The sequence below is a fragment of the Luteimonas soli genome, from assembly GCF_042648865.1.
In the GTDB taxonomy this organism is placed as follows: Bacteria; Pseudomonadota; Gammaproteobacteria; order Xanthomonadales; family Xanthomonadaceae; genus Luteimonas; species Luteimonas soli.
This window is the reverse complement of the sequence record NZ_JBHRYA010000003.1, coordinates 106133-118855: the sequence shown is the minus strand read 5'-3', so window position 1 is coordinate 118855 and position 12723 is coordinate 106133. Positions and strand designations below refer to the sequence as shown.

The following is a 12723-nucleotide window of genomic DNA, read 5'->3' as shown; positions in this document are numbered from 1 at the left end:
CATCGCGTGAGCAGACAACCCCGTCGTTATCCCCGGCTGCGCGAGTTCGGCGTTGCCGCCTTGCCACTCGCGCTGGTTGCCGCCCTGCCATGCAGCGCCCAGTCGCTGCGGGTCGACTACGTGCTCGGGGCCTCGGTCCTGCACAGCGACAACGTCAATCTCAGCGACGCGACGCCGCAGAGCGAGACCGTGGTCTCGCCCGAGGTCAACTTCGAGGCCAGCCAATCCAGTTCGTCCACCAGCTTTCGCGCGCGCGGACGCATCCAGTACCTGAGCTATGTCGAGGACACTTTCGACGACGAGGCGCGCGGCGAGTTCGCCGGGCAGTTCACCTGGATGCTGCTACCGCAGCGGCTGAGCCTGGTGGTCGAGGACTACCTTGGCCAGCAGCCGGTCGATTTCACTTCCGGCTACAGTCCGAGCAACCAGCAGCAGATCAACGTCTTCACCGCCGGGCCGAGCCTGTTCATGCGATTCGGCGATGCCATGCGCGGCCAGGTCGACCTCCGCTACAGCGACACGTATGCCGAGGAAACGCGCGACTTCAACGGCAATCGCTATCTTGCCGCGGGACGCCTGTTCCGCGACCTCGGCACGGACCAGTGGGTATCGATGAACGTCGAGGCCAGCCAGGTGCGCTTCGACCTCGACGCCGCCAATACCGATTACGACCGCTACGACGCCTTCATCCGCTATCGCAGGGAATCCACGCGCCTCAACTTCGATGCCTCCCTGGGCTACACGCGCCTGGACCAGAACAGTGCGGCCGGCGAGGAATCATCGCCGCTCGCACGCCTGCAACTGGACTGGCAGGCCAGCCCGCGCAGCGTGATCAGCGCAACGGCCGCCTACCAGTTCGCCGACACGGCCTCGGACCTCATCTCGGACAGCAACCGGCTCGATGACCTGGTCATTGACGACATCACCACGCCCACCGGCCTGGTCGGGCCGGCCGTCTATCGGCAACGCCGGTACGAGCTCGGCTACCGGTTCACCGAGGATCTCTGGAACTTCCAGGTGCGCCCGTACACCGAGCGGGTCGACTACAACGACCCGTTGCTGTCCGGCTGGACGACCCGGGGCGCGTACCTGGACCTCCAGTACGAACTGCGACCGCGATTGAACCTGGGCATGTCGGTGGTGCGCGAGGACCGTGACTACCTGGATATCGCCCGCGAGGATCGCGATACGCTCGCAAGCATCGAGCTGAGCTACGAGTTCAGCAGCCACCTCAGCGGCTCGCTCGGCTGGCAGCGCCGCGACCGCGAAAGCAACATCCCCGGCCAGGATTACCGCGAGAACGTGGCGACCATCAGCGTCGCCTACCGCCGGTAGGGGTGGCGCATGCGAGCGGACACCCCACCCCTGCGAAAGCCGCGACGCACCGTCGCGCTCATGTACCACGCGCTCTCACGCGGCCACGCGCCGCCGGGGCAGGATCCGCACTACACCCTCGACGAAGCCGTATTCCGCGGGCAGCTGCAGCAGATCCAGCGGGCCGGTGGCGCATGTTCCGTGCGTGACTGGCTGCGCGACGACGAACGACGCCCGGTGCTGCTCACCTTCGACGACGGCCATGCCAGCAACTACGAGGTCGCATTCCCCGCGCTCGCCGAGTACGGGATGCGTGCCGACTTCTTCGTCAACCCGGCGAACGTGGGCACACCCGGCTTCGCGACCTGGGCGCAGCTGCGCGAGATGAGCGATGCCGGCATGTCGATCCAGTCGCACGGCTACGACCACAGCTACTTCACGGACCTGGCCGCGCCCGTGCTGCGCGAACGGCTGCACGCCGCGCACGTACGCATCGAGGACGGCGTCGGCGCCGCGGCCACCCTGCTGGCACCGCCCGGTGGGCGCATGCCGGTCGGACTGGTCGGAATCGCGCGCCAATGCGGATATCTCCATGTCGTCTCATCCCGACCCGGCCGCATGGCCGCGTCGCGCCGTACCGCGATCCTGCCCCGGCTGGCGGTCACCGCCCCGCTCGACCCGCGACGATTCAACGCGTGGGTCGATGGTGGCGCCACCTCGATCCTGCGCGAACAGCTGCGCTATGGCTCCCTGTCCCTGGCCAAGCAACTCCTCGGGGACTCCCGCTACGAGCGCGCCCGGATGCTCGCCCTCGCCGGACGAAGAGGCTGAGATGGCGATCGTGTTCTGGCTTGCGGCCCTGGCGGTCGCGTTCACGTACGCCGGCTATCCACTGCTGATGGCACTGCTGGCGCGCTTGGGTGCGCGCCCGGTCCGGCTTGCTCCCTGCACGCCGACGATCGACGTGCTGCTGGTCGTGCACGACGGCGCCGAACTGGTCGGCGCCAAGCTCGGCAACCTGCTCGCGCTCGATTATCCCGCCGACAGGCTGCGCGTGAACCTCGTGTGCGATGGCTGCAACGACGACACCGAGGCGGCGGCGCGAGCGGTTGGGGGTCCACGGCTGCGCGTGTTCGCGCATGAGTCCAGGCGCGGCAAGTCCGCATGCATCGCCGACGTACTGCCGCACCTCGACTCCGAGCTGGTCCTGTTCACCGATGTCCGCCAGCGCATCGACACCGGCGCGGCGCGCGCACTCGCTGCCGTCTTCGCCGACGCCCGAATCGGCGCGGCCAGCGGCGAGCTGGTTCTGGAAGCCGACACCGGCTACGGCCGCGGCATCGACGCCTACTGGCGGTACGAGAAGTTGCTGCGGCGCCTGGAGAGCGCGAGCGGTTCGATCATCGGAGCCACCGGGGCGCTCTACGCGGCACGCAGGGCGCTGCTCACCCCTCCGCCGCCGGGCATCATCCTCGACGACATGTGGATCCCGCTGGCGATCGCGGCCGGCGGGTACCGGATCGTGTTCGTACCCGATGCACTGGCCCACGACCGCGGCGCCAGCGACAGCGCGTCGGAGGAAACCCGCAAGCGCCGGACACTGGCCGGCAACTATCAGCTGCTGCACCGCTGGCCGCGGCTCGCGCTGCCCGGCGCCCACCCACTGGCGCTGCGGCTGTGGGGCCACAAATGGCTGCGACTGGCCGCGCCGTGGTGCCTGCTCGTGCTGCTGGCCAGCAACGCGTGGCTGGCGCGCGGCGGCGACGTGCTCTACCTGGCGACCCTGGGCCTGCAGGCCGCGGCCTACCTGCTCGCGTTGGGCGCCCGCGCACGCCCGGCGCTGGCCGGCGCGTGGCTGCCGGCCCGGTTGTGCGGCGCCTTCCTGAGCCTGAACCTCAGCGCCGGGCTGGCGCTGCTCGACTACCTGCGCAATCCGAATGCGCACTTGTGGCGGACGACGCGCCTGGAGGCGACCGGACGATGAAGGGCCCTGCTCCCCTGCAGCGCGTGGTGTACGTGGTGTCGCTGTTTCCGTGCTGGTCGGAAACCTTCATCGTGCGCGAGATCGCCGCACTGATCGAATCGGGTGTCGACGTGCGCGTCTTGTCGCTGAAGCCGGCATCCGAGAGCCTGGTGCACGACGACGCGGCCGTACTGCTTGACCGGGCGAGGCATCCACGGTCGCTGTTCGCTGCCGGAGCGGCGCTGCTGCGTACCACGGCGACCAGGCCCTGGGTACTGGCCGGGATCCTCGCGCGCATCGTCGCGGACAGCTGGCGCAGCCCGCGCGTCCTGGGCAAGTCGCTGGCGGCTTTGCTGCGCGGACTCGAACACGCCGCCTGGCTGCGCACGTTCGACCCGAACCTCATCCACGCGCACTGGGCTACCTACCCGTCCACCGTCGCCTGGGCGCTGGGCCGGCTGCTGGACAAGCCATTCGGTTTTACCTGCCACGCCCACGACATCTTCACCGAGCGCCAACTGCTGGCGCGCAAGATCGACGAGGCCGCGCTGGCAGTGACCATCTCGCAGTACAACGTCGACTGGCTGCGCCAACATGTCGCCGGCGACGGTGCGCAGCAACTAAAGGTGGTGCACTGCGGCGTCGACATGGCGCACGCGCCGTGGCGGCCGGATGGGCGCGAAGGCAACCGGATCCTCGCCGTCGGGCGCCTGGACCCGATCAAGGGTTTCGACACGCTGGTGGCTGCCCTGGCGCTACTGCGCGAACGCGGCGTGGACGTATATTGCCGGCTGGTCGGTTCCGGCCCGCTCGAGTCTGCGCTGCGCGAACAGGCCCGCAGGCAGGGCGTGGCGGAGCGGATCGAGTTCGCCGGCGCGCAGCCGCAGGACGTGGTACGCAGGTGGATGCGCGAGGCGACGCTGTTCGCACTGCCGTCGCAGGTCGCCGAAGACGGCAACCGCGACGGCATCCCGGTCGCCCTGATGGAGGCGATGGCCAGTGGCTGCACTCCCGTCAGCACCCGCGTGTCGGGGATCCCGGAGCTGATCGAGGATGGCGTCGGCGGCGTGCTGGTCGACCCCGGCAACGTCGATGCACTGGCCGATGCACTGCAGCGCCTGCTCGGCGACGCTGCGCTGCGCCGGCACCTGGCCGTCGGCGCGCGCGAGCGCGTGGAGCACGAGTTCGACGCACGCGTCGAGGCTGCGCGACTGCGCGGCCACATGCAGGAGGTGCTGCATGTCGCCTAGGCGCCTGCTGGTGGTCACCGACGAAATGGAGGTCGGCGGCAGCCAGCGCCAGATCAGCTACCTGCTCGGCGGGCTCGACCGCACGCGGTGGCAGCCGGAACTGGTGTTCTTCCGCAACCCGTCATTCCTGGTTGACGAGCTGCGCGCACAAGGGATCATCGTGCACCACGTCCCCAAACGCCGCCGCGTGGACCTCCGGTTCGTACTGGCCTATGCATCGCTGCTGCGGCGCAACGGCTATGACCTGGTGCACGCGTTCTCGCTCACCGCGGAACTGTGGACCCTGATGGCTGCCCTGCTGGCGCGCCGGCGCCTGCCACTGGTGGCTTCGGTCCGCGGCCTGTACCTGGACCAGCCGGCACCGTTCTGGAGGCTCAAGCGCTACGTGCTCTCACGCAGCACCGCAGTGATCGCGAACGCACGAGCGGGGGCGGCGGCCGCCGCACAACGCTCGGGCACCGCACCGGAACGCTTCAGCGTGGTTCCCAACGGCATGCTTCCCATCGAACGGCAGCCGCCCGATCGGTCCGCCAGGCTGCGGCAGGCGATCGGCGCGCCGCCCGACCGTCCCTTCTGCCTGTTCGTCGGCCGCCTGGTCACGCAGAAAAACATTCCCTGCCTGATAAAAGGGCTTGCGGGACTGCCGCCCGCTTCGCGGCCGTGGGTCGCACTCGCCGGCAACGGTCCGATGCGCGCGGAGATCGAGGCGATGCGGGAGGCGGCCGGGCTTGGCGGCGATATACGTTTACTAGGCGAACGCGAAGATACCGCGGCGCTCATGCAAGCCGCGGACTTCCTCGTCCTCCCCTCGTCGTTCGAAGGTATGTCCAACGTGTTGATGGAAGCAATGTCGGTAGGATGCCCGGTGATCGCCTCCGCCGTGGGCGGCAACCCGGAACTGGTGGAGGATGGCGAAACCGGCCTGCTGTTCCCGGACGACGACGCGCATGCGCTGGCCGCGCAGCTGCAACGCATGTCGTCCGAACCCGCGCTGCGCGCACGACTGGCGGAAAAGGCGGCGCAGATGGTTCACGAACGCTACTCGATCGACAATCTCGTAACCTCGACCAGTGCGATCTACGAACGCTGCCTGGCGCCATGCCGGCCAAGCGCCCTGCCCTCGACGTCGACCCTCGATGCTGGCAGGACAGGTGGGAACAGATGAGCCTCGCAGCTTCGATCCGCGGTGATTTCGTCCTCGCCGGAGGGCCGGGTGCGGCCGACTGGGCGAGCCGGTTGCCGGGATTCGAGTGCGGCAGCGGCGCGGACGATGCCATCGTGCTCGCCACGCGCGGCAGCGTGCACCTGGGCGGGGACGCAACGGGCAAGCGCTGGCTCGCACTCGCCGACCTGGTCGAAAGCGTGCCCGATGACGCGGCCGGCGACGACCCCGGCGCCATGCGCGACTGGCGCGGCCGCTTCACCCACGTGGCCTGGCATCCTGCAGGCGGAACGGTGCTGGCAACCACGGACCACTTCGGTTCGCTGCCGTTGTACTGGTACCGGCGCAACGAAAACTTCGCGATTTCCACCGATCTGCGCCTGCTGCTCGACGCGCCGGCGGTGCGCCGCGAGGTGGACCTGACCGCGGTCTACCACTACCTCAACTTCGCCTTCATCCCGGCACCGTCCACCATCTGCCGTGACATCCACCGCATCGAACCGGGCACACGGCTGGCGCTGGACGCGGCCACCGAGTCGACCACCCGCTACTACATGCCGGCGTATCCCGCCGACCTGGAAGGCAGCGACGACCAGCTTGCCGGCGACCTGCGCGAACGCATCATCGGCACCGTGCGCGACTTTCGCCCGGCAGCGGACGACGGCTGGGGCTGCTTCCTCAGCGGTGGCACCGACAGCAGCAGCATCGTCACCATCCTCGCCAGGCAGCCAGGCGCGCAGGTCCAGACCTGCTCGATCGGATTCCACGAGGCCGGCTACGACGAACTCGATTTCGCACGCAAGGCCGGCGAGGCGTGCGGCGCCAAGCCGCACCTGGACCACGTCGACCGGACCCGTGCGCTTGCCCTGCTGGATGCGGTGATCGACGCCTACGACCAGCCGTTCGGCAACACCTCGGCGATCCCGACCCTGGCCTGTGCCGAACTCGGGCAGTCCGAGGGCTTCTCGCTCATGCTCGGCGGCGACGGCGGCGACGAGATCTTCGGCGGCAACCAGCGCTACGCCAAGGACAAGGTGCTGGAGGCCTTCTATCGCCTGCCCGCGCCACTGAAGGCCGGTGCGCGCATGGCCGGAAAGCTCGTTGGCAAGACGAACAACCACCTGCTCAACCGGGTCGGGAATTTCACCCAGCGCGGCTCGCAGCCCAACCCCGACCGCTTCTACACCGACGATTCTTTCGCTTCCGACTACTACCTGCGGTTGCTGACGCCGGAGTTCCGCAGCCACGTCAACCGCGATGCGTCGCTCGAGTTCATGCGCAGCGTGTACGACGCGGGCGACGGCGGCGAGCCCCTGCATCGCATCATGCGGCTGGACCTGATGATGGCGATCGCACAGAACGACCTGGTCAAGGTACACGGCGCCTGCAAGCATCATGGGGTATCGGCGCGCTTCCCCTACCTCGACCCCGATCTCGTCGAGTATTGCGGGCGCCTGCCGGCCCGGTACAAGGTCCGCGGGCTGAACAAGCGCTACCTGTTCAAGAAGGCGATGCAGGGCATTCTGCCCGAGGAAATCCTGCGCAAGCGCAAGCAGGGTTTCGGGCTACCTACCGCGATATGGCTGAAGAACGACCGGGCGACGCAGGAGCTCATGCGCGAAATCCTGCTCGACGACCGGACGCGCCAGCGCGGCTGGGTCGAGCCCACGTTCGTGAACAAGCTGGTCGAACTGCACATGGCCGGCGCCTGGGACTACTCCGGTGCCATCTGGCAACTGCTGGTGCTGGAACTGTGGATGCGGAAGTACATGGATGGCCACTGAGCGCCGCCTGCGGATACTGATGGTGCTGGAAGCCGCCTATCCCGCCCTGCGCGGCGGCGGCGCCGAGGCGCAGGTACGCACGCTCGCGCGCGGCCTGCGCGCTCGCGGCCACAGCGTGACCATCCTGGTGCCGCGCCTGCCGTGGGTGCCGACGCAGAAGATTTCACGCTTCGACGGCGCCGCCGTATGCAGGTTGTGGTTCCCGCGCCTGCCGCTGCTGGGCGGGCCGTGGCTCTGGCTGCGCATGGCGATGCTCCTGCACGCACGACGCGAACGCTACGACGCCTGGCATGTGCACATCGCCCACCGCATGGGCGCGGTCTGCGCGCTCATGGGGCAATGGCTGGACAAGCGCGTGCTGACCAAGGTGTCCGGGTGGTGGGAGCTGGAAAAGGGCACGCTGGCGCCGCGCGCAGGGCTGGTCGACCGGCTCGCCTGCCGCGCATTGCGCAGCGCCGGGACCTGGCAGGCGATCAGCCGCCGCATCGCGAAAACCCTGGAATCGCGGGGGATTCCCGCCGACCGCATCGTGCTGCTGCCCAACGCGGTCGACGTCGCACGCTTCGCGCACATCACGCGCGATGCAGCTGCGCCGACCCCTGCGCGCTTCGTGTTCATCGGCCGCCTTGAGGCGGAAAAAGGCCTGGCCACGCTGGTCGCCGCGTTCGCCATGATCGCATCGTCGCATCCGGATGCCAGCCTGCTGTTGGTCGGCAGCGGCCAGCTCGAGCACTCGTTGAAGGACGAGGTGCAGCGGCTCGGCATCTCGGGGCGCGTCGAGTTCGCCGGCCACCGCGACGACATCGAGACGATGCTGGCCGACGGTAACGTCGGCGTGCTCGGTTCACGCATCGAAGGGCTGTCGAACACGCTGCTCGAATCGATGGCATCCGGGTTGCCAATGATCGCCAGCCGCATCAGCGGTAACGAGGACTTCGTGCGCGACGGCCAGAATGGCTGGCTGTTCGAGCCGGGCGACCGCGCCGGCCTGGCACGCTGCCTGTCCGAGGCCGCGTCACTGGATCCCGCCACGCGCACCGCCATGGGCGAGGCCGCACGCGCCACCGTGCGCGCGAGCGCCGGGCTCGACCAGGTGCTCAACCGCCTGCAGCAGCTGTACGTCGGCGAGCCGCGGCCGCCGCACTGCGCCGTCGTCGGCCGGCACCGGAGCGCCTGACCATGTGCGGCATCGCCGGCCTCGTGGTCGCCCCCGGGCAACCGGCCCCGGACCCGGCATTGGGCCACCGCATGAATGCGGTGATCCACCACCGCGGCCCCGACGAAGGCGGCCTGCACCACGACGACCGGGCGCTGCTCGGCATGCGCCGCCTTTCGATCATCGACGTCGACGGCGGCCACCAGCCGATGCATGCCGCCGACGGCCAGGTATGCATCGTCTTCAACGGCGAGATCTACAACTACCGCGAGCTGCGCGCCGGCCTCGAGCACGACGGGCACTCGTTCGAAAGCCAAAGCGACACCGAGGTGATCGTGCAGGGCTACCTGCGCGACGGCGTGGCGATCTTCGACCGGCTCGACGGCATGTTCGCGGTGGCGATCTGGGACCGCCGCACGCAGGAGCTGGTGCTGGCGCGCGACCGCTTCGGCGAAAAGCCGCTGTACTACACCCACGACGAGCGGCGGCTGCTGTTCGGTTCCGAACTCAAGACGCTGCTGCAGTCGCCCGACTGCCCGCGCGATCTCGACGACGACGCGCTGCGTGCCTATCTCGCCTACGGCTACGTACCCTGCCCGCACAGCGTGTTCGCCGGCGTACGCAAGCTGCCGCCCGCGCACTACCTGCGCTACCGCGACGGCCGCGCCAGCCTGCACTGCTACTGGCGCCCGTCGCTGGGACCGAAAACCACGCTGGGCGAGGACGAGGCCGCGGAGCAACTCGAGGAGTTGCTTGATCGCGCGGTCGCCAGCCGGCTGGTGTCTGACGTCCCGTTCGGCGCATTCCTCAGCGGCGGCCTGGATTCGAGCACCGTGGTCGCACTGATGGCGCGGCACATGGACCGGCCGGTCAAGACCTTCACCATCGGCTTCAAGGAAGAAGCCTACAGCGAGCTGGACGACGCCCGCCAGGTCGCACGGCACCTGGGCACCGACCACCACGAACTGGTGGTGGAGCCCGACGCGGTGGACCTGTTGCACAAACTGGTGTGGCACTTCGACGAACCATTCGCGGACTCGTCGGCGGTGCCCACCTTCCTCGTGTCCGAACTCGCGCGCCAGCACGTGAAGATGGTGCTGACCGGCGACGGCGGCGACGAGATGTTCGGCGGCTACGACCGTTACCTCCGACTGCTCAAGCTGGAGCGCCTGGGCGGCCTGCGCGCACCCGGCGCTGCGCTGCTGAAGTTCGCCGGCGGCATCGCGCCCAATCCGCACGGCGAGCGCCTGTCGCGCGTCGGCGAGCGCCTGCGGCTGCCGTTCGACGAACGCTACCTGAGCGGCGTGGCGGTGATGCGCGCCGACACCGCGCATGAATTGCGCCCGCAGGCCGGCGGCGCGCGCCATTTCCACCTGCCGGCGCTGGACCAGCCGGACAGCCACCTGGGCGCCGGCAACGAGCCGCTGGACCGCGCGGTGGCGATCGACCTGCAAAGCTACCTGCCCGACGACATCCTGGTGAAGCTCGACCGCATGGCGATGGCCGCCTCGCTGGAGGGGCGCTCGCCGTTCCTGCAGCCCGATCTTGCGCAGTTCGCGCTCAGCCTGCCGACCCACTATCGCGTGCGCGGCGGCCGCGGCAAGCACCTGCTGCGCGCCGTCGCCGAAAAATGGCTGCCGCCGCGCGCCATCCGCAAGCCCAAGCAGGGTTTCGCGATTCCACTTGCGGACTGGTTCCGCGGCCCGCTGCGCACCCTGGCCGCCGATACCTTCGCCAGCCAGGCCTTCCGCGAACGCGGGCTGATGCGCCCACAGGCTGCGCAATCACTCCTGCACGACCATCTCGAGCGCAACATCGACCGCGGCGAGGCGCTGTGGCAGTCGCTGTGCCTGGAACTGTGGGCGCGGCGCTTCCTCGACGACCCGGCGACCGCCGTGGATGGGGGTGCCGCATGTTCATGAGGCTGCTGCTGGCGATGCCGCTGCTGTTCATGCCCAACATGCTCCACCTGTCGCCGGAGACCGGTATTCCCGGCCTCAACCTCGCGAACATCATCTTCATCGTCGTGGCGATGGCGGTGCTCATGGGCGGTCAACGCTACCGCCCGCTGCAGCCTGTCGGGCGGATCACCGTTCCGCTGATGTTGCTGTTCGCGGTGCTGGTCCTGGGCTTCGCGATCGCGCAGGCGACGATGCCGCGCGACACCGTGGAGGACCTGACTTACCTGAAGAACATGCTCTTCTTCCCGCTGATGTACTTCGTGTACCGGCGCTGCGGGCAGGACACCAAGGGCACGCGCCAGCTGATCATCTTCCTGATGATCGTGGCGGCGGTCGCCGGCATCGAGGCGATCAAGGAAGGCCTGGACTACGGCTTCGGCAACTACAATGAATCGCGGCGCGCGTCGGGACCATTCGGCGAGGACTACACCACGGCCAACCGCGCCGGCGTGTTCTACGCGATGTTCCTGCCGATGTTCATCGCCATGGCGCTGTTCTTCCGCAAGCAGAAGTTCTGGCGGCTGGCTGCAATCGGTGGCTGCCTGATCATGGCGGTGGCGATCATGGCCACCTACTCGCGCCAGTCCTACCTGATCGCGCTGGTCGGCCTGGCCCTGCTGCTGGTGCGCCGCAACGTGGTCCTGGCGGTGGTAATCGCAGTGCTGATGGTGCCGGCGATCGGCATGCTGCCCGAAGGCGTCACCGAGCGGGTGGCCGAGACCGAACAGCAGGACCGGGTCGGTGAGCAGCACCTGGATACGAGCACGGCCAGCCGCTTCGAGATCTGGGACGGCGCGATACGGATGTGGGGCGACCACCCCGTTGGTGTTGGCGTCAACCGCTTCAAGCAGTACATCGGCAACTACGTGCCACGCTACGCCGGCTACGACGCGCACAGCATCTATTTCCTGATGCTTGCCGAGTGCGGGCCGCTGGGGCTACTGGCACTGCTCTACCTGTTCTGGCGCCTGCTGCGGATGGGCATGGAGTTCACGCGCTCGGTGCCCGGCAGCGACGCCGAAGCCAAGGCGTTGTCGCTGGGCTTCATCCTGGTCGTCATCTCCGTGGGCATGGGCAACGTCTACGGCAGCCCGTTCTTCGAGGGCTCGGTGATGGCCAACTTCTGGGCGCTATGCGGGCTGATGGAGCATTACTTCGGGCTCAAGCGCAAGGCAGCGATGCCCGGCGCGGCAGCTGCGACACATGCGCAGCCGATGGCGGCTCGGATCGGATCGCGCTTCCCGCTGGCCGCGCGCATCGCACCGGGCCGCTACGGCAGCCGCGACCAGGGCCACGGAACCTGAGGGGCGCCGTGGCGCATCGCCCTCAGCGACCGTGGCGCAGGCGGTAGACCGCCAGCCCCACGAGTTCGTGCAGGGCGGCTTCCGACTTGTCCAGGCCGCCGCTGTCAGGCACCAGGTAACCCATGCGCCGGAACGGCACGTAGCGCCAGTCCGCGCCCAGGGCGCAGACGGTGAACCCGGCCTGTTCCATCGAGTACTTGGCGCGGCGCATGTGCATGGCCGAGGTCACCAGCACCACCTCTCGCGGCAGCGCCGGACGCAACGCCGCCACATTGCGCGCGTTCTCCCAGGTATCGAGCGAGCGGGTCTCCGTGCGGATCGCTTCGGCGGGCACACCCAGCTGCTGCAGGTAGCCGGCGACGAGCACCGCCTCGGCAACGCTGCGGCGGCCGCGGCTCCCGCCAGCCACGACCAGCCGCCGGCCTGGTTCCTGGCGCCACCAGCCCAGCGCCTTCTCCGCGCGGCGACGGCTGTCGATGCTGAGCACGGAGACGTCTTCCTCCGAGCGCGCGAATCGATCGACGCCCCCCGCCAGCAGGACGGCGACATCCGGCGGGCGCGTCTCGCACGCCTGCGGCTGTTCGGGCATCGCCTCCAGCCATCCGACCAGCCGGTTCGCGAAGACGGGCGTCATCGCCAGCACCGACCCGGCGATGCCGGCGCCGCCAATCCACAACAACCACTTCCGTCGCCTCGGCAGAAGAGCGCCGAGGGCGAATACGGGGACGGCCAGCAGCAGCCAGGACAGCGGCGAGAGGATCCACATCAGGCCACGCTTCTCCTGCACGATACGCAGCTGATAGGCCTGGTGGCGGGATCGAGACCCGGA

The 12723-nt window shown here is 68.8% G+C and carries 10 protein-coding genes; 9 read left to right on the top strand and 1 reads right to left on the bottom strand.

Translation table 11 applies throughout. From position 1 onward, the window contains the following. Positions 1–6 precede the first annotated feature (6 nt). Genes ACFONC_RS03875 through ACFONC_RS03835 form a run of 9 tightly spaced genes read left to right on the top strand, consistent with a single transcriptional unit; the run spans position 7 to position 11894 of the window. A complete protein-coding gene (locus ACFONC_RS03875) occupies positions 7–1335 on the top strand; it encodes an outer membrane beta-barrel protein (RefSeq protein ID WP_386742412.1) in 1329 nt (442 codons plus the stop codon). A 9-nt stretch (positions 1336–1344) separates the two neighbouring features. Beyond that, a complete protein-coding gene (locus ACFONC_RS03870; RefSeq protein WP_386742411.1) occupies positions 1345–2145 on the top strand; it encodes a polysaccharide deacetylase family protein in 801 nt (266 codons plus the stop codon). Between the two features lies 1 nt (position 2146). Then, positions 2147–3298: a glycosyltransferase gene (locus tag ACFONC_RS03865; RefSeq protein ID WP_386742410.1), complete on the top strand. Its 1152-nt coding sequence runs from the start codon at positions 2147–2149 to the stop codon at positions 3296–3298. Beyond that, complete coding sequence (locus ACFONC_RS03860; RefSeq protein ID WP_386742409.1) at positions 3295–4527, top strand: glycosyltransferase family 4 protein; 1233 nt, start codon at positions 3295–3297, stop codon at positions 4525–4527. Before ACFONC_RS03865 ends, ACFONC_RS03860 begins: the two co-directional genes overlap by 4 nt. A gap of 10 nt (positions 4528–4537) precedes the next feature. Further along, positions 4538–5692, top strand: a complete 1155-nt coding sequence (locus tag ACFONC_RS03855; protein ID WP_386742408.1) for a glycosyltransferase — start codon at positions 4538–4540, stop codon at positions 5690–5692. Continuing rightward, positions 5689–7473, top strand: a complete 1785-nt coding sequence (locus ACFONC_RS03850; protein WP_386742407.1) for an asparagine synthetase B family protein — start codon at positions 5689–5691, stop codon at positions 7471–7473. The genes ACFONC_RS03855 and ACFONC_RS03850 overlap by 4 nt, the downstream gene beginning before the upstream one ends. Then, a complete protein-coding gene (locus ACFONC_RS03845) occupies positions 7463–8650 on the top strand; it encodes a glycosyltransferase family 4 protein (protein WP_386742406.1) in 1188 nt (395 codons plus the stop codon). The genes ACFONC_RS03850 and ACFONC_RS03845 overlap by 11 nt, the downstream gene beginning before the upstream one ends. A gap of 2 nt (positions 8651–8652) precedes the next feature. Further along, complete coding sequence (gene asnB, locus ACFONC_RS03840) at positions 8653–10551, top strand: asparagine synthase (glutamine-hydrolyzing) (RefSeq protein ID WP_386742405.1); 1899 nt, start codon at positions 8653–8655, stop codon at positions 10549–10551. Beyond that, a complete protein-coding gene (locus ACFONC_RS03835) occupies positions 10542–11894 on the top strand; it encodes an O-antigen ligase family protein (protein WP_386742404.1) in 1353 nt (450 codons plus the stop codon). The genes asnB and ACFONC_RS03835 overlap by 10 nt, the downstream gene beginning before the upstream one ends. Positions 11895–11916: 22 nt before the next feature. On the opposite strand, the gene ACFONC_RS03830 is transcribed toward ACFONC_RS03835, so the two are convergent. Beyond that, entirely contained in the window at positions 11917–12681 is a 765-nt protein-coding gene (locus ACFONC_RS03830; protein WP_386742402.1) for a YdcF family protein, read from the bottom strand. Positions 12682–12723 lie beyond the last annotated feature (42 nt).